18 protein-coding genes and 1 pseudogene are annotated in these 19,780 nt (G+C 68.2%); 5 read left to right on the forward strand and 14 right to left on the reverse strand.

Annotated elements, in window-relative coordinates; genetic code table 11:
- Positions 1–135: 135 nt before the first annotated feature.
- The 3 genes from CEY11_RS14465 to CEY11_RS14475 form a co-directional block, all read right to left on the reverse strand.
- Complete coding sequence (locus CEY11_RS14465) at positions 136–2,661, reverse strand: TonB-dependent receptor (RefSeq protein WP_088604115.1); 2,526 nt, start codon at positions 2,659–2,661, stop codon at positions 136–138.
- Positions 2,662–2,971: 310 nt separating this feature from the next.
- Positions 2,972–3,982 carry a FecR family protein gene (locus tag CEY11_RS14470; protein ID WP_233154892.1) on the reverse strand — a complete coding sequence of 337 codons (1,011 nt, stop codon included), beginning with the start codon at positions 3,980–3,982 and terminating at the stop codon, positions 2,972–2,974.
- 41 nt (positions 3,983–4,023) lie between these two features.
- Complete coding sequence (locus tag CEY11_RS14475; RefSeq protein WP_088604353.1) at positions 4,024–4,593, reverse strand: sigma-70 family RNA polymerase sigma factor; 570 nt, start codon at positions 4,591–4,593, stop codon at positions 4,024–4,026.
- Between the two features lie 171 nt (positions 4,594–4,764).
- Here CEY11_RS14475 and CEY11_RS26115 point away from each other — a divergent pair.
- Positions 4,765–4,860: pseudogene (locus tag CEY11_RS26115) on the forward strand (RidA family protein); the annotation flags it as partial.
- 395 nt (positions 4,861–5,255) lie between these two features.
- On the opposite strand, the gene hemL reads toward CEY11_RS26115, so the two are convergent.
- The 3 genes from hemL to thiD form a co-directional block, all read right to left on the reverse strand.
- Positions 5,256–6,533, reverse strand: coding sequence for a glutamate-1-semialdehyde 2,1-aminomutase (hemL, locus tag CEY11_RS14480; protein WP_088604354.1), 1,278 nt, complete (start codon positions 6,531–6,533; stop codon positions 5,256–5,258).
- A 172-nt stretch (positions 6,534–6,705) separates the two neighbouring features.
- Positions 6,706–7,383 (reverse strand): thiamine phosphate synthase, encoded by a 678-nt coding sequence (gene thiE / locus CEY11_RS14485; RefSeq protein ID WP_088604116.1) that lies wholly within the window; start codon positions 7,381–7,383, stop codon positions 6,706–6,708.
- A complete protein-coding gene (thiD, locus tag CEY11_RS14490) occupies positions 7,380–8,180 on the reverse strand; it encodes a bifunctional hydroxymethylpyrimidine kinase/phosphomethylpyrimidine kinase (protein WP_233154893.1) in 801 nt (266 codons plus the stop codon). The genes thiE and thiD overlap by 4 nt, the downstream gene beginning before the upstream one ends.
- 169 nt (positions 8,181–8,349) lie before the next feature.
- Between thiD and CEY11_RS14495 the strand changes: the two genes are divergently transcribed.
- The 4 genes from CEY11_RS14495 to CEY11_RS14510 all read left to right on the forward strand — a co-directional run bounded on the left by CEY11_RS14495 (position 8,350) and on the right by CEY11_RS14510 (position 10,606).
- The gene (locus CEY11_RS14495) at positions 8,350–8,514 is read left to right on the forward strand and encodes a rubredoxin (RefSeq protein ID WP_073102607.1); all 165 of its coding nucleotides are present in this window, start codon (positions 8,350–8,352) and stop codon (positions 8,512–8,514) included.
- 125 nt (positions 8,515–8,639) lie between these two features.
- A complete protein-coding gene (locus CEY11_RS14500; RefSeq protein WP_088604118.1) occupies positions 8,640–9,233 on the forward strand; it encodes a YqgE/AlgH family protein in 594 nt (197 codons plus the stop codon).
- Positions 9,226–9,624, forward strand: a complete 399-nt coding sequence (gene ruvX / locus CEY11_RS14505; protein WP_088604119.1) for a Holliday junction resolvase RuvX — start codon at positions 9,226–9,228, stop codon at positions 9,622–9,624. The genes CEY11_RS14500 and ruvX overlap by 8 nt, the downstream gene beginning before the upstream one ends.
- Positions 9,625–9,847: 223 nt before the next feature.
- Positions 9,848–10,606, forward strand: a complete 759-nt coding sequence (locus CEY11_RS14510) for a lysophospholipid acyltransferase family protein (protein WP_088604120.1) — start codon at positions 9,848–9,850, stop codon at positions 10,604–10,606.
- Between the two features lie 119 nt (positions 10,607–10,725).
- On the opposite strand, the gene CEY11_RS14515 is transcribed toward CEY11_RS14510, so the two are convergent.
- The 8 genes from CEY11_RS14515 to mpl all read right to left on the reverse strand — a co-directional run bounded on the left by CEY11_RS14515 (position 10,726) and on the right by mpl (position 19,713).
- A complete protein-coding gene (locus tag CEY11_RS14515) occupies positions 10,726–11,649 on the reverse strand; it encodes a symmetrical bis(5'-nucleosyl)-tetraphosphatase (RefSeq protein ID WP_088604121.1) in 924 nt (307 codons plus the stop codon).
- Positions 11,646–12,824 carry an LPS export ABC transporter permease LptG gene (gene lptG / locus CEY11_RS14520; RefSeq protein WP_088604122.1) on the reverse strand — a complete coding sequence of 393 codons (1,179 nt, stop codon included), beginning with the start codon at positions 12,822–12,824 and terminating at the stop codon, positions 11,646–11,648. The genes CEY11_RS14515 and lptG overlap by 4 nt, the downstream gene beginning before the upstream one ends.
- Before the next feature lie 195 nt (positions 12,825–13,019).
- The gene (mtgA, locus tag CEY11_RS14525) at positions 13,020–13,748 is read right to left on the reverse strand and encodes a monofunctional biosynthetic peptidoglycan transglycosylase (protein ID WP_088604123.1); all 729 of its coding nucleotides are present in this window, start codon (positions 13,746–13,748) and stop codon (positions 13,020–13,022) included.
- A 16-nt stretch (positions 13,749–13,764) separates the two neighbouring features.
- A complete protein-coding gene (gene aroE / locus CEY11_RS14530; protein WP_198958902.1) occupies positions 13,765–14,652 on the reverse strand; it encodes a shikimate dehydrogenase in 888 nt (295 codons plus the stop codon).
- Positions 14,649–15,563: an energy transducer TonB gene (locus CEY11_RS14535; RefSeq protein WP_088604124.1), complete on the reverse strand. Its 915-nt coding sequence runs from the start codon at positions 15,561–15,563 to the stop codon at positions 14,649–14,651. The genes aroE and CEY11_RS14535 overlap by 4 nt, the downstream gene beginning before the upstream one ends.
- Before the next feature lie 53 nt (positions 15,564–15,616).
- Entirely contained in the window at positions 15,617–17,509 is a 1,893-nt protein-coding gene (locus tag CEY11_RS14540; protein ID WP_088604125.1) for a ribonuclease catalytic domain-containing protein, read from the reverse strand.
- Between the two features lie 99 nt (positions 17,510–17,608).
- Complete coding sequence (locus CEY11_RS14545) at positions 17,609–18,214, reverse strand: YqiA/YcfP family alpha/beta fold hydrolase (protein ID WP_088604126.1); 606 nt, start codon at positions 18,212–18,214, stop codon at positions 17,609–17,611.
- Between the two features lie 128 nt (positions 18,215–18,342).
- Positions 18,343–19,713, reverse strand: a complete 1,371-nt coding sequence (mpl, locus tag CEY11_RS14550) for a UDP-N-acetylmuramate:L-alanyl-gamma-D-glutamyl-meso-diaminopimelate ligase (protein WP_088604127.1) — start codon at positions 19,711–19,713, stop codon at positions 18,343–18,345.
- Between the last annotated feature and the right edge of the window lie 67 nt (positions 19,714–19,780).

Raw genomic sequence — 19,780 nt, forward strand, 5'->3', positions numbered from 1 at the left:
GCCTGCGCTTCGGACTCCTCCGGGGTTCCCGGCTCACGACGCGGCTTGCGGTGGGTTGTTACAATTTCGCGAAAGCATGCTCGGCCGCGGCCAGGGTGGACTGGAATGACGGCGCCGCCTTGCCGCACGGCCCGCTCAGAACTCCATGCTGGCCGACAGCATGAAGATGCGCGGACTGCCGAGGTATATCCAGCTGCCCGAGCCGCTGGCCCAGTAGTCGCGCCCGAACAGGTTCTCGATGCCGGCCCGCAGGGTCAGCGGCCGGCCCATGGCCGTGGTCTTGTAGCGCGCGCCCACGTCCCAGCGTGTCCAGCCGGGTATGCGGGCCGAATTCTGGGCATCCAGGTATTGCGGGCTGGTCGAGATCATGCGGGCGGTCAGGGTCAGGCCGGGCACCGCTTGCAGATCGTATTCGCCGCCAAGGTTGAGCTGCCAGCGCGGCACGTTCGGCGCCTGCCTGCCGTCGTTCACGCCGTCGGCCGTGTGGGCGAGTGTGGCTTGGGTATACGCCACGCCGCCCAGCAGGCGCAAGCCGTGCGCGACCTCGCCGAAAACGTTCAGCTCCACCCCGCGATTGCGCTGTTCGCCGTTCATCTGGTAGGTGTAGGTGCCGTCGCCGTTGGAAACGGCCAGGCCGCTGGGCTTCTGGATCTGGAACAGGGCGAGTGTGGTGGCGTAGCGCCCGAAATCATACTTGGCGCCTACCTCGTATTGCTTAGTCTTGATGGGCGAGAATACCTGCCCGGCATTGGTGGTGCCGATGGGTGCCGTGTCGCCCTGGCTGAGCCCTTCTATGTAATTGCCGTAAAGCGACAGATCGTCTCTTGGCTTGAATACGAAGGCCAGCATGGGTGTGACGGCGCTTTCGTCGTAGGTGGTGTCGCCCGCTCCGGTGCTGGTGTCGTACGTGATGTACTTCACTCTTTGGTGGCGTGCGCCCAGCGTGATGGAAAAACGGTCGTCGGGCAGTGAAATTGTGTCCGAGAATGCCAGTGACGGCAGTTTCACGGTATCCGTCTTGGGCGGGCTCGACGAGAACCCCGCGGTCGAGGGGCGTGGTACCGACACCTGGTCGTATATATTGGTGTTGAAGCTGGCGAAGCCGTAGTAGTCGACCGTGTAGCCGTGATCCTGCTGCAGATAGGCGGCATTCAAATTTATCTGATGCTTGAGCGGCCCGGTCTGGAACGAACCGCGCACGCCGCCTTGCACGCTGCGGTAGTTCCAGAAATCGGGCCAGTAATACACCGTCGCCTCCGCATTGCCCTGCAGGTCGGTCACGTACTGATCGGTGGACAAGTAGCGGAAACGATTGTTGCTGCCTCCGGCCGCGCCATAGACCGTCCAGTCGGGGCTGATGTCGTATTCCAGCTTGCCCAGCACGTAGTCGCTGCGGGTCTTGGAGTATTCCCAGTCCTGCGCTACGCGCCGGCTGGCATCGGGCGGCCGGGGCACGCCGATGCCGTCGGCGATGCCGAAGCCGCCCGCGCCGTTCGGCGCCTGGTTGTTCAAGGTCTGGTGGCCCACGTCCAGAGACGCCCGCAGGCGGGCGCCGCGGTAGTCCAGGCCGAGCGTGGCCGCGCCCAGCTCCACGGACTGCCCGTCGGTGGCGGTGCCGCCATTGCTGTATATGCCGTTGAAGCGTATGCCCCATTGGCCGTCGTCGCCGTAGCGCCGGCCCATGTCCAGGTGCGTGCCGAGCTGGCCGCGCGACTGGTAGAAGGCCGTCACGCGGGTCAGGGGCTGGTCGTCGGCCCGCTTGGGCACGATATTGATTGCGCCGCCCGTCGTGCCATTGGGAGCCATGCCGTTGAGCAGCGCATTGGGGCCTTTCAGCACTTCGATGCGTTCGGCCGTGCCGGCGGGGAATGTGCGGCTCGGCGCCACGCCGGCCACGCCGTCGAACAGCACGGCGTTTTGCGTGGAGTAGCCCCGTATCATGAACGAGTCGCCGGCTCCGGCCGCGTTGGTCAGGCCATAGGAAATGGTGCGCACGGAAGGGTCGTTGGCAAGCACGTCGGCGATCGACACGGCCTGCTGGTTCTCCACCAGCGCAGAGGTGTAGCTGGTGACATTGAAGGGCGTGTCCATGATGCTTTTGTTGCCCAGCATGCCCAGGTGGCCGCCGCGTGCGACCTGGCCGCCGGCATAGGCGGGCGGCAGTGCGTCGGGCAGGCCGGTGCTGCCCTTGACGAGTACCGGCGCCAGCACGCTCACGCCCGTGCTGCCCGTGCCGGCCGCCCGGCGCAGCGAGTAGGTGCCGTTGGATTGCCGCACGGCCTCCAGGCCGGTGCCGGCCAGCAGCGCCTGGATGGCGGCCGTAGTGGTATAGGTACCGCTCAGGCCTGGGCTGCTGCGGCCTTGCACGAGTTCGGAAGAGCCTGCCAGCAGCACGCCCGAGGCGCCGGCGAATTGGGCCATTACGGTACCCAGCGGGCCGGACGGAATGTCATAGTGCCTGGCGGCCTGCGCCGCCACGGTTTGCGCTGCCGCGCCGCCTTGCGCCCAGGCCGCGGCGCTGCAGCCCATGGCCAGCGCCGCGCCGCCCGCCAGCGCCAGATGCGCCCGCAGGCTCAGTGCCGCGGGGCGTGGGCCGGGCCTGCGGGCTTTTGGATAGGGTATGTCGGCCCGGTTGGCGGCAAGTGCGGCACGGCGTGTCATGGTCTGGTTCTTCCTCGGCATGGGTGGATCAGTGCAAGAGGGCCATCCTGTCGAACGAACCGGGCCTGTGGCTGCGGGCGCACCCGGCGCGCGCGGCTTGCGCCGGGCGCCGTATAGGCTTGGGGGCCCGCCGCCGTGGGCGCGTCGTCGATGGGAAGGCTTCTCATTGGTTTGATCGAACGAGAGGCCGAAAAGCGGAACCGGATTTTCGCGGCGATGTAAAAATTATGGCGGCCCGGGCCGGTCGGAAAGGCCTGCTGCCCGTATGCCGGCCCGGGGAATAGCCGGCCGGGCCGGAGCCGGCGCGCCTTCAGAGCGTGGCGCCGGCGCCGTGCGCGGCGGGCCGCGCCTCGATGGTGCTCCACCAGGGCAGGGGATGGCGCACGCGGATCGGCAGGATGGCGGCGAGCATGGCCAGAGCCCGGTCGGTGTCCTGCAATGGGAAGCTGCCGTACACGCGCAGCCTGGCCACTGCTGGCGCCACGCCCAGGTGACCGTGGCGGTAGCGGGCCAGTTCGGCTGCCACCTCGCTCAAGGGCATGTCTTGCGCGATAAGCATGCCGTGGATCCAGGAGGCTCCCGCCGCGTCCGCGGGGCCGGCGGCCCGGACGGTATGCCGGTCGAAACGGGCCTGCTGGCCGGCCTGCAGCACGAGCCGGCCGTCGCTGGCCATGGTGCGCACCTCGACGGCGCCTTCGTAGACGGCGACGGCGGTCTGTTCGCTTTCGAGGCGCACGTTGAAGCGCGTGCCCAGCGCCCTCAGGCGGCCCTGGGGAGTATCCACCACGAAGGGCCGCGCATCCGCTGCCGTCTCGATGAAGATGTCGCCGGCCACCAGGCGCAGGCGGCGCAGGTCGGCCCGGTAGTCCTGGTCGAGGGCGCTGGCCGAGGCTAGCCACACGCGGGTGCCGTCCGGCAGCGCCAGCTGTCGGGTCTCGCCTGTGCCGGTGCGGTAATCGGCTGTCCAGGCCATGGTCATCGCGGGCAGCGGCGTGTGGCGCCAGAGAGCCCAGCCCAGCAGGCCGCTGCCGCCCAGTGCGGCCGCGCCCAGCAGCAACTGGCGGCGGCGGACGAGCTGTGCGCGTGCGGTTTGCAGCACTGCGGCGGCCGCCTGCGGATCGGCGCTGGCGCGTATGGGAGCGAAGCGCCGGCTGACGCGCTCGACGTATGCCCAGGCGCTGCGCTGGGCCGCGCCGGCCTGCAGCCAGGACTGCCAGGCGTGGCGGTCGGCCTCGGTGGCCTCGCCGGAACGCAGCAGCGCAAACCACTCGGCGGCCTCTTCCATGGCCTGGTGCAACGCGGCATCTTGCGAGGTCTGCATGGGTAGGCTGGGGGCGGGCACGGTAGCTGACCGGCGGCGGTTCAGGGCCGCTGCGGTGCCGCGGCCGGCATCGCCGGCAGGCAGGCCTGGCCGTCGGCCGAGCGCTCTTCCATCCGGGCGCACAGCAGCATGGCCCGGGCCACGTACTTGCGCACCATGCGCGTGGAAACACCCAGCTCGGCGGCCACCTCTTTGTCGGTCATGTCGCAGCCGACCGCCAGGACGAAAGCCTGCGCAGCCTTGGCGGGCAGGCCACCCAGCATGGCATCGATTTCCTGCAGCGCCTGCAGCACGATGGCCTGGTGTTCGGCCGAGGGGGCGAAAGATTCGGGCTGTGCCGCCAGGGCTTCCAGCCACGCTTGTTCGATCTGGCGGCGGCGCCACAGGTCGACGCACAGGCCATTGGCCATGGCGCGCAGGTACAGGCGCGCCTGTGGCCGGCTGTCGAAGCGCCGCGGCGCAGCCAGCAGGCGCACGAAGGCGTCCTGCGCCAGGTCGGCGGCGTCGCCCGCATTGCCCAGGCGCCGGCGCAGCCATCCCTGCAGCCAGGCGTGATGGTCGCAGTAAAGGGTTTCGACCGTAGGCGGAAGGGAGTAGTCGGATGCGTTCACGGGCCGGCCGCGGGCCGTGCGGCGGCTGGCGCACACGGCGGGGGAATCAAATGAAAGTTAGATAGTAAATGAGAATTACTAACAATTATCCACGAACACGAGCCCTTATGCAACGCGACTTGCCAGTCGTGTCGGAGCAAATAGAAGTGTCTGGTTTTATAGCTCGTGAAGTTTCCGCTTGCTTGCGCGGTGGAAGTCGCGGAACTGGCCGAGGATCGGGCTCGGGGCGAGATCGAGGTTACCGCGGTGGTGCCGCCGAGGGAGTGAGTTGGGTTCTTGAGCCGCGTCGACGGCGGCCCGGGCGAGGCGGCTAAGTTCGCCCGGCCCCGGCTGCGCCGGGGCTGCCCTTGCCTCCGGGTGTTTTGGGGCGGTCGGCAAACTCGCGCGGCGGCCAGTCCCCCGGACTGGCCGCAAGCATCGCGCTCAGACAGTGCCTCCCTTGCACCCCCAAAACGCCCGGAGGCCGCGGCGGGCTCTCAAATCGCCGCCCCGCCCGAGCCGCCGCCGGCGCTCGCGTTGAGGTCGGTGGTACGCGTCCGCAGTGGCTGCTTGCGGAGGCATTTGTGGTGCTCCGGGGTAGATGCTTTGGTCGCCGTCGGTCGCGGTTCCGGGATGCCAGTCGCGGCGGGTGTGGGGGCTTGGCCCCCACGTTTTTATAGTTCCTACAGCTTGGCGAAAGCCTGCTCGGCCGCGTCCAGGGTGGCCTGGATGACGGCGTCGTCGTGTGTTGCCGACACGAAACCGGCTTCGAAGGCCGAGGGCGCGAAGTGCACGCCCTTGATCAGCATGGCGTGGAAGAACTTCTTGAAGCGCTCCACGTTGCAGGCCGAGACCTCAGCGAGGCTGGTGGGCACCTGTTCGCTGAAGTAAATGCCGAACATGCCGCCGATGTGATCGGCGCTGAAGGGTACGCCGGCGGCGCGGGCGCGCTCGGCCAGGCCCTGGGCCAGCTTGGCCGTCTGCGCCGACAGGTGCTCGTAGAAGCCGGGGGCCGACAGCAGGCGCAGCGTGGCCAGGCCCGCCGCCACGGCCACGGGGTTGCCCGAGAGCGTGCCGGCCTGGTAGACGCCGCCCAGCGGCGCGATGTGCTCCATGATGTCGGCGCGGCCGCCGAAGGCGCCCACCGGCATGCCGCCGCCTATCACCTTGGCCAGCGTGGTCAGGTCGGGCCGGATGCCGGTCAGGCCCTGCACGCCTTGCGGGCCGACGCGAAAGCCGGTCATTACTTCGTCGAATATCAGCAGCGCGCCGTACTGCGTGCACAGCTCGCGCAGGCCTTCGAGAAAGCCTGGCGCCGGCTTGACCAGGTTCATATTGCCGGCCACCGGCTCGACGATGATGCAGGCGATGTCCTTGCCTTCCTCTTCGAAGGCGGCGCGCACCTGGTCGAGCTTGTTGTATTCCAGCACCAGGGTGTGCTGGATGAATTCGGGCGGCACGCCGGCTGAGGTGGGCGTGCCGAAGGTCAGCAGGCCCGAGCCGGCCTTGACCAGCAGGCTGTCGGCGTGGCCGTGGTAGCAGCCTTCGAACTTGACGATCTTGGGCCGGCCCGTGACGCCGCGCGCCAGGCGGATGGCGGTCATGGTGGCCTCGGTGCCGGAGCTGACCAGGCGCAGCTTGTCTATGGACGGGATGCGCGCGGCGATGGTCTCGGCGATTTCGATCTCGGCCTCGGTGGGCGCGCCGAAGGACAGGCCGCCGACGGCGGCTTCCTGCACCGCGCGCACGACTTCCGGGTGCGCGTGGCCCAGGATGGCCGGGCCCCACGAGCCGATATAGTCGATGTAGCGGGTGTCGTCGGCGTCCCACATGTAGGGGCCCTGGGCGCGCTTGATGAAGCGTGGCGCTCCGCCCACCGAGCGGAAGGCGCGCACCGGGGAATTGACGCCGCCCGGGATGGTCTGGCAGGCTCGTTCGAACAGTTCGGGATTGCGGGACATGATGTGGCTCTTAGTGGCGATGTTGGGTTGTATGCGCTTGTGCAGCGATTCGGTGCTGCGGTGATTCGGCTTGCAGCCATGCGGCGCGGGCTGCGCGGGCAAGATTCAGGCGGATCGGGCGTAGAGGATACGCGCACATTGCTGTATAGGCCCGCATGGGTTTGCCGCGCCCTCAGCCGTGCGCGTGGCGGCGGTGGCCGATGTCGAACAGCTCGCGGCCGCGCGCCGCGGCGCCGCGGATGCTGCCGGCCGCGAACAGCCCGCTGATCAGGGCGATGCTGTCGGCGCCTGCGGCGATGACGGGTGCGGCATTGGCCGGATCCAGGCCGCCGATGGCCACCACGGCGGCCCGGGTGGCGCCGCCGGCCGCCTCGGCCAGCGCGCGCCCGCGCCGGATGTCGTCCAGGGTGGCGCGCACCGCCTGCGGCTTGATTCTGGAAGGATAGACCGCGCCGAAGGCGATGTAGTCGGCGCCGGCCTCCAGGGCCTGGCGCGCCAGGGCGGGCTCGTTGTAGCAGGAGCAGCCTATGATGGCCTGCGGGCCGAGAGCCAGGCGGGCCTGGCGCGCGCTGCCGTCCTCGCGCCCCAGGTGCACGCCGTCGGCGCCGGTCTCGGCGGCCAGGCGCCAGTCGTCGTTGACGATGAAGACGACTTTCAGTTTGGCGCACAGGGCGCGCAGGGCGCGAACCTGGAACCGCCTGGCACGCGCGTCGCCGGTCTTGCGGCGCCACTGCAGCGCGGTCATGCCGCCGGCCGCCGCGGCTCTTACCGCGGCCAACAGGCGCTGCGTGTCGTCCCATTCGGGGGTGACCCCGTACAGGCCGCGCGGGAATCGCAGCCGCGCCGTCATGCCAGGCTCCGGCGGATCAGGCGCTGTCCCATGCCGGGCTGGAACGAGGCTGCCGACAGTGCGGCCGCCTGTTCGATGGCGGCGGCAACGGCGTCGGCTACGCCCAGGCCGCGGGCCAGCTGGTTGGTGACGGCACAGGCCAGCGGCCCGTCGGCGTCGTGCACGCGGGCGGCGGGCGCGGCCCAGGGCCAGCTATGGGTTTCGTTGCGCTGGCCTTGCAGCAGGTATGCGGACAGCCCCGGGCGCATGGGCGTGGCCGTGCTCAGCACCCATTTCGCCCCGTACTGCAGCAGGGCCTGTGCCGCCGACCCGCCTTCGACTTCGGGCAGCAGGCCTTCGGCCTGCCACTGCAGCAACAATTGGTTGTCGACGATGGCGATGTCGGTCTGGGGCAGCAGCAGCTCGAAGGTGGCGCCCAGGGCTTCTTCGGGGTCGCTGTCTTCCAGCACGGCGGCGCCGGGCATGGCGCCCAGGTGCAGCACCAGGGGCACCTTGCTGTAGTCGGCGGCGATCTGGGCCACCACGCTGGCCGTTTCGGCGGTATACAGCGGCCCGATCTTGATGGCCTGCACGGCCATGTCTTCGAGCAGGCAGCGGGCCTGGTCGTCGATGGTTTCGGGGGCCACGACTTGAATGTCTTCGACGCTGGCCGTGTCCTGCACGTGCAGGGCCGTCAGGGTGCCCAGCGCGTGGCAGCCCAGGGCGGCGCAAGTAACCGCATCGGCAGGCAGGCTACCCGCCCCGCTGGGGTCGAAAGGGCCGAAAATAAGGACTAATGGGGGCTTGGTTTCTGGCACGGAGTAACAGGTTGCAGAAATGGGCGGAAATCTTTGGTTATGATCGCAGAAATTGCGGTGTGGATCCGGGCGGCTTGTCGAACGGCTCCGCGCCCCCATTCTAATCTAACGAGTCGGGTGTACCGCGCGCCATTGCGCCGGGCCCGTAGCCTTCAACGAGTAACATAACATGCGAACCTGGATGTGTTTGATTTGCGGCTGGATCTATGACGAAGAGGCCGGCCTGCCCGAAGAGGGCATTGCCCCCGGCACGCTTTGGGAAGACGTGCCGCCGAACTGGGTCTGCCCGGAATGCGGCGCGCGCAAGGAAGATTTCGAACTGATCGAAGTCTGAGCGGTGCGCGGTGTTCCGCCTTGCCGGGATTTTGAACTGATAGCGGTTTGCAAGATCCAATAACTGGAAATGGGCTGAAAGTGCAGGTAAAAAGGTAAAGGCAGGCAAAAACCAGGAGAAAGGCCATGGAAACCTCCGCCAAGCAGTCCCACAGCGGCAGCAGTGCCGACCTGTCGCGCCAGTTCCTGGTCGCCATGCCGGGCATGGTTCATGGCAACCTGGCCGATACGGTGATCTATGTGTGCGAACACACCGAGCAGGGCGCGCTGGGCCTGGTCATCAACCGGCCCACTGACCTTACCGTCGGCAGCCTGCTCGAGCGCATCGACCTCGATCTGGCGCTGGAAATCGGCCCGGTCAAAGATTCGCCGGTGTTCTTTGGCGGCCCGGTGCAAACCGACCGCGGCTTCGTGCTGCACGCGCCCGCCGGCGACTATGGCTCCAGCATACGCCTGGGCGAAATGGCGCTGACCACCTCGCGCGACGTGCTGCAGGATGTCGCACAGGGGCACGGCCCCGAGCATTTGCTGGTCACCCTGGGTTACGCCGGCTGGGGCGCCGGCCAACTGGAAAGTGAAATGGCGCAGAATGCCTGGCTGAACGTGCGGGCCGACGAAAGCATTCTGTTCGACACGGCGCCCGAGAACCGCTACGAAGCCGCCATGCGCTTGCTGGGCATAGATCCCATCATGCTGGCCGGCGGCGCCGGCCATGATTGACGAGACTCTGCTGGCCTTCGACTATGGTATCCGCAAGATCGGCGTCGCCATCGGCAACACCCTGACGCGCCAGGCCCGGCCGCTGGAAATCCTGGCGCCGGTCACGCGCGAACAGCGCTTCGCCGCCATCGGCCGCCTGCTGCAGGAATGGCGGCCCGACCGGGTGGTCGTAGGGCTGCCCTACACTGCCGACGGCGGCGAGCAATACGCCACTTCGCGCTGCCGCCGCTTTGCCAACCAGCTGCATGGCCGCTACGGCGTGGCGGTCGAACTGGTCGACGAACGCGGCTCCAGTGTCGAGGCGCAGGCCATCCTGGGCACCCACGAACCCGACGACGCGGTGGCGGCGGCCGTCATCCTGCAGCGCTATCTCGACGCGCTGGGCACCTGATACGGCTTTGCGATCGGAACGGCACGCGCATTGAGCGCACAAGCCGCAAAGCCGCAGAACAATACGAATGCTGCGGCAAGGCGAAGCAACACCCTTATCTCTTATCTTTTTGATCGCGAGTCCGTATGGTGCGTCGCGGCCCGTGCGGGGCGGGCCGGCGCCGATATTGCGATATCGAATATCATGGCGCGACATCGTTTTCGACTTTTGATGAGGGATCGGCTTGAGAGTTCTGCTGTTCGCGTTGCGCGCGCCCTGTGTCGCCGTCTGGATCGTACTGGGCCTGCTCACCGAGGTCTGCGTGTTTCCCCTGCTGTCCCTGTCGGCCCGCGGCGCCGTGAGCCGCACCTGGTCGCGCGTCCTGATGTGTCTGTGCGGCGTGCGCATACGGGTGTGCGGAGCCCCGGTACAGGGCGCGCCGGTGCTATGGGTGGCCAATCACGTCTCGTGGGTCGACATCTTCGTGCTCAACAGCGTGCGCTGCACCGCCTTCGTCGCCAAGAGCGATATCCGCCGCTGGCCGGTGCTGGGCTGGCTGGTGGCCGGGGCGGGCACGGTATTCATAGAGCGCGGCCAGCGCCAGGCGATCCGCGCCGTGGGCCGGCAGATGGCCGAGCGCTTCCGCCGCGGCGAGGTGGTAGGGCTGTTTCCCGAGGGCACGACCTCGCCGGGCTTCGACGTTGCGCCGTTCCATTCCAGCCTGTTCGAGGCCGCCATCCAGGCCGGCGTCGACGTGCAGCCGGTGGCGCTGCGCTTTCTGCACCGTGGCCGGCGCAGCGATCTCGCGTCCTTCGTGGGTGAGCAGAACCTGATCCAGAACCTGTGGTGCCTGCTGGGCGCCACCGGCGTGGAGGTCGAGGCGGATTTTCTTGCGCCGCTGCGCAACGAGGATTGCCGGGCGCGCGGGCGCGCCAGTACGGCCGCGCAGGTGCACCGCGCGATACGCGCGGCGGTTGTGGCCGAAGAGCCGGCGCAGGCCTGATTCGACTGCCAAATCATTCGTGCACTTTGTCGGCCTTGCTTGCCGTACCGGGTGTACTGTCTGCGCTTGGCTTTCGCGTTCGCGATTGATTTGGAAATGGAATGGCTCTGGGCCGGTAGTCAGTCGCTGGCGGGCTTTAGGTATTGCGTGCAGGGCACCTGCACCAGGCGCCGGTCGCGCAGCCGCAGCGCGCTGAGCTTGCCGCCCCAGACGCAGCCGGTATCCAGGCAGATGGCATCCGGGCGCAGCAGCAGCCCCAGCGCCGACCAGTGGCCGAACACCACGGTGTCTTCGGCCGCGATGGCGCGGCCGGGTACATCGAACCAGGGCATCAGGCCCGCCTCGCTGCTCGGCGGCCCCTTGTGCGGTAGTTCGATGTGGCCCTGCGCATCGCACATGCGCATGCGCGTCAGCGCATTGATGATGATGCGCATGCGCTTGCCGCCGTGATAGCTGTCCTTCCATTGCACGGGCCGATTGCCGTACATTTTTGCCAGGTGTTCCTGCCAGCCCGGGCCGCGCAGCGCCTGCTCGACTTCGGCCGCCAGGGCCAGAGTCTGGGGCACGTCCCAGCAGGGCAGCACGCCGGCGTGCACCAGCAGGTGGCGATGTTCGTAGTGGGCCAGCGGCCGATGCCGCAGCCAGTCGATCAGTTCCTGGGAGTCGGGTGCGTCCAGCACATCCTGCAGCGTGTCGGACTTGCCCGGCGGGCGGATGCCGGCGGCCACGGCCAGCAAGTGCAGGTCGTGGTTGCCCAGCACGGCCACGGCGCGGTCGCCCATCTGCTTGACGCGCCGCAGGGCGCCCAGCGAATCGGGGCCGCGATTGACGAGGTCGCCGGCGAACCAGTAGCGGGCCGCGGGGTCGCCGGCGATTTCGGGCTGTTCCAGCAGTTGTCCCAGCGGGGTGCAGCAGCCCTGCAGGTCGCCGATGATCCAGATGTCGCCCGAATCGCCAGCCGCGCCACCCGCCGCTTGCGGCGCGGCATGGTCTGCGCCGGGGAACGCATGTTCTTCGGGCTGCTGGCCCGGCACGCCGCTCATGCCGGTCTCTTGCTCCAGGGCCAGCGCAGCTCGGCATAGCGGCGCACCTGGTGCTGGTTTTCCATGAAGATCAGGGTGCCCAGGGCCAGGCTCAGGACGACGATATTGGGCACCAGGGCCGTGACCCATGGCGCCCATTTGCTGAGCATGCCGACATTCAGGGCAAGCTGGTTGAGCATGAAGAAGCCCACGCCCAGCAGAATGCCGACGAAGACCTTGCTGCCCACGCCGCCGCGGCGCGTCTGCATGAAGCCGATGGGCGCGGCGATGGTGATCATGACCAGCAGGGTGAAGGGGTAGGCGATCTTGCGCCACAGCGCCACCACTTGCCTTTCGGTCTGCAGCTTGTTGGCTTTCAGGTACTTGATGTAGTCGAGCAGATCCAGAATCGACATGCGTTCGGGTGTCAGGATGCGCGCGATCAGCCGTTCGGGGGTAAGCGTGGTTCTGAATGAGGCCTCGGGCACCGTCTTGAGGTGCACCAGCGGCTGCGTGGGCTGCACCGCGTCGGCCAGTGCGCGGCGCGCGGCGGGATCGATGACCGACTCGGTGACGTCGTTCAGCACCAGCCGGCCGTCGCTGAAGTGGCCTTCCTTGGCCTGCATGAATGAGCTGAGTTCCTGGCCCTTGCGGAACTGGTACAGCGTGACGCCGGCCACGCCGCCGCTGGCCAGCAGGCGCGAGATATTGATGACGCGGGTGCCGTCGTCGGGCAGTGGCTCTTTGAACCAGTAGCCGCTGCTGAGCCGGCCGCCTTCGGCCCTGCCCAGCAGCGTCAGGTTGGCCTCGCTGGACTTGATTTCGGCCGCTGGCGTGACCACCTCGGACAGCACGAAGGCGCCCACCACCAGCGGAATGGTGATGATCCAGAGCATGGCCAGCATCTTCATGCCGCTGACCCCCGAGACCCGCAGGATCACCAGCTCGTTGCGCTGCGCCAGCCCGGCCAGCGCCAGCACCGCGCCGATCAGCAGGCCTATGGGCAGCAGATCGTAGAGGCGGGTGGGCAGGGCCAGGGCCTGCAGATAGAACAGGCTGAGCAGCGTGAATTTGGGGCCTATATTGTCCAGATCGTCGATCAGTGCGAAGAAAGTGAACAGGCCCACCAGGGCGATCAGCACGACGGCGCTGGAGCGATATATCTCGCTGGCTAGGTAACGGCGGGCAGTGCGCATCGTAGCGGCTATGATTCCTGTGTTGCGGTGGAGCGGGTGTCGCGATACCCGCAAGCTTAACAAAACCCGGCCGCCGGCGGCGCAGGCGCAGACAGGATGATCCCGCCTGCGCGCGGCCGGCCCGGGCGCTCATCGCGAGGGGCGCCTGCCATTGCGCGGGCCCGGTGGGTCGGCCATCCCTGCGGATCTCGGCCTTCAGGGGCTGCCGGGTATGTCGACCAGGTGCATGCGCCGCTGCACGATCCGGGCGTGGCGCCTGAGGTAGGCGGTGTCGCGGTGGCGGTCGTAGTAGTCGGGGTTGGGCAGCATCGAGGCCAGCCTGGCCGCCTGGTAGCTGTTGAGCATCCTGGCGCCGACGTGATAGTAGTGGCGCGCCGCGGCCTCGGCGCCGAAGACATTGGTGCCCCACTGCGCCAGGTTCAGGTACAGCTCGAGTATGCGCCGCTTGCTCATGACCAGTTCCAGCATATAGGCCAGCGCCAGTTCCTGCGCCTTGCGCAGGTACGAGCGCGAGTCGGACAGGAACAGGTTCTTGGCCAGCTGCTGCGTGATGGTCGAGCCGCCGCGCCGCCGGTGCGTGCCCCTTTCCTCTTGCTTGAGGTTATAGGCCCAGGCCTGGCGGATGGCGCTCCATTCGACGCCGTCGTGGCCAGTGAAATTCGAATCTTCCGAGGCGATCACCGCGCGCTTGAGCGTGGTGCTGATCTGCGCGTAAGGCACCCACCGATGCTGCAGGCTGGCATGCGGGTCGGTGGCGCGCAGCTGCTGCAAGGTGGCGGCCATGAACGCGCTGCTGCCCGGGTTCTGGTACTTGTACCAGACGATCATGGCGAACAGGCCCAGTTCATACAGCAGCAGCGCGCATACGCCGATCGCCAGCAGCGATCTGAATATGCCGCGCCGCCCGGGCTTGCGCCTGCCCATGGGTGTCAGGGCCTGTTCATGCCGACGCGGCGGCGCGATGCAGTTCCTGGCGCAGCGCCGCCAGGGTGGCGTCCACGCCGGGCTCCGCGCCGTGCCAGATGGCGAAGCTGGCCGCCGCCTGGCCGACCAGCATGCCCAGGCCGTCGGCCAGCAGCGCCGCGCCCTGGCCGCGCGCCTGCTGCAGGAAGGCGGTGGGCAGGGCGCCGTACATCATGTCGTAGGCCAGCGCGCCGGGGGCGTACAGCCCGTCGGGCAGCGCCAGGCCGGCGGCGCCCAGGCTGCTGGACGTGGCGTTGATGACCGCGTCCCACTGCCCGTCGCGCGCGTCCAGGGCGCCGAGTGCGCCGGCCGACAGCGTGGCGGCGTGCCGCGGCAGCTCGCGCGCCATGTGGGTGCACAGTTCGGTGGCGCGCAGCGGGTTGCGGTTGGCCACGTGCAGCCGCGCGCAGCCGGCTTCGAGCAGCGGCGCCAGCACGCCGCGCGCCGCGCCGCCGGCGCCCAGCAGCAGCACGCGGCGCTGGCGCAGTTCGACGCCCAGGCGGCGGATGTCGCCGACCAGGCCTACCCCGTCGGTGTTGCAGCCGTGCAGCTGCCCGTCTTCCATCCACAAAGTGTTGACGGCGCCCGCCAGCCGGGCGCGCGCGCTGAGGTGGTTTTCGGCCAGGCGCCAGGCGGCTTCCTTGAACGGCACGGTCACGTTCAAGCCGCGGCCGCCCTGCGCGAAGAAGCCTCGCACCGTGTCGGCGAAGCTGTCTTCGGCGGCCTGGATGCGTTCATATTCCAGCGCGATGCCGGTCTGCGCGGCGAAGTGCCGGTGTATGAAGGGCGAGCGGCTGTGACCGACGGGGTTGCCGATGACGGCATAGCGCTGTATCTGTGCGGGTGGGGTAGCGGTGGCGTTCACGGAGTCTGGGTGGTGTCGAGTCGGTCGTTAATGAAGTGCCAGGTGCGGGTGATGGCCAGCACGTCGGTGTGCGCCGCGACTGCCGGCGGCAGCGGCGCGAACGGCGCAGCCAGCTGCACGATGCGCCGCGCGGCCAGATTCAGTTCGGCGTGTTCCGAGGGCCGGTCGATTTCCACGCGGGCCAGCTCGCCGTCTTTTTTAATATATACCGTCAGTTGCAAGTCGCCGTGGATGCCGCCGGCCGGCCCCTGCGGGTAGTGCTCGGTGCCCAGCAGCTCGATCTTCTTGCGCCACGCCTCGACATATTGCGCGTAGTCGGCTTCGGCCGCCGAAGGCCCGGTGTAGCGCTCGCGCGGCCGCGCATTGTAGCGTTCGATGCGCGCCTCCAGGGCGCCGATGCGGGAGTTCAGCATCAGGTTCTGCTGGTAGCGCTCGTCGTTGCCGGGGTCGTCCGACTGCTCGAACAGGTCGGGGCTCTTGCGCGCTTGCGGCGTCTTGAGCCGCGCCTGCAGCTGCGTGTAAAGCTCGCGCTGCTCGGCCTCGAGTTCGGCCTGGCGCTTGCGCAGCGCCTGCAGCACGATCTCGTTGGCCGATTCATCGGTATTGCGCGGCAGTGGCGTGGCCGCGTGCCCCGCATCGGCATTGCCGCCGCCGTCCAGCGCGTGCTGCGCCAGCAGGCGCGGGCGCAGCGGGGCGGCGTCGCTGCGCGCGTTGATCAGCGCCACCTGCATGCGGTTCGGCGGCACGGGCGCGGCGGGCGCCGCCGCCAGGCGCAGGGCAAGCAGCGCCAGGTGCGCGCAGAGCGACACCGCCAGCCCCGCGTACAGGTAGCGGCGCCGCTCCCAGAGCCGCGGGTAGCGAAGCAGTATGCCGGGGTCGGCGGCCCTTGGCGGTCTCGCGGCAGTAGCCATGGCTCCCCTTTTAGTGTGAACAGGCCCTGGTGCGAACGGCCCGGGACACGACGCTAGGCCGCGGCGGGGGCCAGTTCCAGGTAGCGGCAGTCCAGTTCCAGCGCCAGCTCGTCGCAGCCCATGATTTCCAGGGTGACGATCTGGCCGCGCTCCAGTTCCGGCAGGCCGGCCACGCGCGTGACGAAGGGCGCGCAGGCCAGCCGCACCAGATCGTCGCGCAGCACCGCGGCCTGCACCCGGCGCAGGCCCTGCTGCTGCAGCCAGCGCAGGCACCAGTAGCGCTCCATGGCATTCTGGAATTCGTTCCAGGTCGCGTATTGCGAGTCGAAGGCGCCGATGATGGCCAGCAGGTCGGCGTCGCGCGGCTTGAACGGCGCCACCAGGCGCGCCGACACGCCGTGTTCGGCGGCGGCCAGGATCTGCCATTGGTTGACCAGGTCGACGTAGCGGCGCAGCGGCGAGGTGGACCAGGCATACTGCGGCACCCCTATGGCCTCATGCGGCAGCGCCTGGGTCGACATGCGCACGCGCCCGGCCTGCTGCGAACGGTAGATGCCGGGCACGCCATGTTGCGCCAGCAGTCCGCCCCACAGATTGTTGGCCAGTATCATGTACTCGGCCACCAGCCTGTCCAGCGGCGCGTTGCGCCGGCGCGGCACGAGCTGCACCGGCGTGTCGGGGTCGGTGGGCGGCCCGTCCAGGCGGAAGCTGTACTCGACGCGGTTGTTGTTCTCGGGCTTGCCGCGCACTGCGTCGCGGCGCGCCGACAGCGCCAGGGCCAGGCGCCACAAGGGGCGCAGCCATTGCGCATGCGGCAGCGCGGCGTCGGGGTCGTCCAGGGCCGCTTCGGTAATGGCACCGTCCAGTTCGTCGTGGCGCAGGTTCTGCGCCACCTGGATGCGCTCGATGCGGGTTTCGTGCTGCAGCACTTCGCCGTCGGACAGCCGCGCGGTAACGTACAGCGACAGGGCCGGCCGCGGGCTGCCGGCGTCCAGCGAATAGCGGGCGATCAGCGCGTCGGGCAGCATGGTGATTTTTTCACCGGGAAAATACACCGTGGACATGCGTTCGCGCGCAATATTGTCCAGCTCGCCGCCGCGCAGGATCGCCAGGCCGGGCGCGGCTATGTGTATGCCCACCTGCACCGTGTCGGCGTCGATCTGGCGCACCGACAGCGCGTCGTCGATTTCGCTGGTGCTGGAATCGTCGACGGAATAGGCCTCGACCTCGGCCAGGGGCAGTTCGTCGCCCGCCGCTGGAATTTCCACAGCGGGAAAGCCCGTGCCCTTGGGAAAGTTGCTGGCCAGGAAGCGCTGGCGGTGCAGCGCGAGCGCATGCGGCCACGCGCCCAGGCGCAGCAGCAGGCGTTCGGGCGTGCTGTGAGTCTGCTCGACGGCGGCGTCGAACGCCTTCCATTGCATGCTGTTCTTGTCGGGCCGCACCAGCAGCGACTGCGCCACCTCGGCGATCGCTTCGGGCAGCTTGCCTTGCACCATCTGCTGCGTCCATTCCTGCTGCTGTTCGGCCTGCTTGCGCTTTTTCTCGATGGCGGCCAGCGCCGCGGCCAGGATGTCCGGGGGCGCCGGCCGGTAGCGGCCCTTGCCGCGGCGATGGAAATAGGCCGGGGCGTCGTTCAGGGCGAAGATCACGGCGGCCTTCTCGACCGCATCGGGTGGCCTGCCATAGTAGTCTTGCGCAAATGTGGCGGCCTCGAATTCTTCCTGGGGCGCGCATTCCCACAAGAAGTCGACTTCCATCTTCGCCGCCTGTTCGCGCGCCTGCGCCAGCAGTTGCGCGGGCGCCGGCTGTTCGAACTGGAACAGCACCGTCGCCGCCTTGATCTTGCTGCGCTTGCCGGATTCGGATTCGACCTGCAGGCTGGACTCGCCCTGCGAGAAGATCTTCTCGGCCTTGAAATTTCCGCTTTCTTCGTAGAGTACGTACATAGTGTCTTGTGCAAGGCATGCCGCCAGGCATGCCGGGGTGTGTCGAGGGGGCTTAGGGCCTGTTCACACTAAAAGGAGCCCCCTTAGTGTGAACAGACCCTAGCGGCCCGGCGCGGGCCTATCCAGCGCAAAGTCCAGCACTTCGGGCAGCCATTGCCCGAAATCGGACAGGCCGTGGTCGCTGCCCTGTATCACGCGGCCCTTGCAGCCCGCATACCAGTCCGTCATTTCATGCCAGTCCAGCACTTCGTCGCCGGTGGCGGCCAGCAGAAAATAGCGCTGCGGCTGGGCCGGCCGGCCCACCGCCATGTCGGCCAGCTCGTCCACGTATTCGGGCAGGAAAGTGAACGGCTCGTCGGAGTGATACAGCGTGTGCGTGCCCACCTGGGTGGCCAGGTCGCGGGCAGCATACACCACCGGGTTGAGCAGCGCCGCGCGGCAACCCCATTGCTCGGCCAGGCAGCCGGCATAATAGCCGCCCAGCGAAGAGCCGATCAGCGTCAGGCCGGTGGCCGTATCCAGGCCGCGCTCGGCCTGCGCCCGGGCGACGATATGGCGCGCCAGGTCGAGCGCATGGCGGGGGCTGGGCGGCAGTTGCGGGCAGACCCATTGCTGCGCCAGGCCGCGCGCCTGCATGGCCTGCGCGAGCAGTTGCGCCTTGGCCGACGCGGGAGAAGATCTGAAGCCGTGCAGATAAAGAATCATGGGGCGCCTCGTGCCAGTATTCGTACGGATTTGTTATCGAAAAGAGAACAAGGCGCGAAGCCGGAGAGCAATACAAGCAGTACGGCAAGGCGAGGCAAGGCCATTATCTTTTCGATGGCGAATCCGTATCAGAGCCGATCCAGCAGCTTTTGGTGTATGCCGCCGAAGCCGCCGTTGCTCATGACCAGCACCGAGTCGCCGGGCCGGGCGGCGGCGCCGATCGCTGCGATCATTGTATCCAGATCGTCATAAGAAGAGGCGCGCGCGCCCAGGGGCGCCAGCACCTGGGCCGGATCCCAGCCCAGCGCATGCTTGCCCTGTTTCGCCCCGAAGCAGAACACCAGGTCGGCCTCGCGCAGCGCCTCGGGCAGGCGGGCGGCCATGGTGCCCAGCTTCATGGTGTTCGAGCGCGGCTCCAGCACCGCCAGGATGCGGGCGTCGCCGACCTTGCGGCGCAGCCCCGCCAGGGTGGTGGCGATGGCGGTGGGGTGGTGGGCGAAGTCGTCGAACACGGCGATGCCGCGCACCGTGCCGCGCAACTCCATACGGCGCTTCACCCCGCCGAAGCGCGACAGCGCCTGCAGCCCCTGTTGCGCGGACACGCCGGCGCATTCGGCGGCCGCCAGCGCGGCCAGCGCGTTCATGCGGTTGTGTTCCCCGGTCAGGCTCCATTGCACGCTGCCCACGGGTGCGCCGTCGCGCAGCACCTCGAAGTGTTCTTCGCGGCGCTGCGGCGCGGGCAGCTCGCGCGCCTGCCAGCGCCCCTGGCCGCCGAAACGCACCACCGGCGTCCAGCAGCCGCGCGCCAGTACCCTATCCAGCGCGGCCGAGTCGTCGGGGCGGATGATGCAGCCGCCGGCGGGCACGGTGCGCACCAGGTGGTGGAACTGGGTCTCGATGGACTGCAGGTCGGGAAAGATGTCGGCGTGGTCGTATTCCAGGTTGTTCAGCACCACGGTGCGGGCGCGGTAGTGGATGAATTTGGAGCGCTTGTCGAAGAAGGCGGTATCGTATTCGTCGGCTTCGATCACGAACAGCGGCTGTTGCGGCTGGTAGCGCGCCGAGACGCCCAGGTCGGCGGCGATGCCGCCGATCAGGAAGCCCGGGTTCAGGCCCGCGTACTCCAGTATCCAGGCCAGCATGGAGCTGGTGGTGGTCTTGCCGTGCGTGCCGGCCACCGCCAGCACATGGCGGCCTTGCAGCACGTGCTCGCCCAGCCATTGCGGGCCCGAGGTATAGGGCAGCCCCTGCTCCAGAATGGCTTCCATCAGCGGGTTGCCGCGCGTGACGACGTTGCCGACCACGAACAGGTCGGGTTTCAGGCCGATCTGTTCTGCGCCGAAGCCTTCGATGAGCTGTATGTCCTGTTCCTGCAACTGGGTGCTCATGGGGGGATAGACGCCGGCGTCGCAGCCGGTGACGGTATGGCCCGCGGCGCGCGCCACCAGCGCCAGCCCGCCCATGAACGTGCCGCAGATCCCCAGAATGTGTAGGTGCATGAATGTCCTCCAGGCGCGTATTGTAAGTGGGTAAACATATGGGGATGCGGGCGGCGCCGGAATCTCC

Source organism: Candidimonas nitroreducens (assembly GCF_002209565.1).
Lineage (GTDB): Bacteria > Pseudomonadota > Gammaproteobacteria > Burkholderiales > Burkholderiaceae_B > Candidimonas > Candidimonas nitroreducens.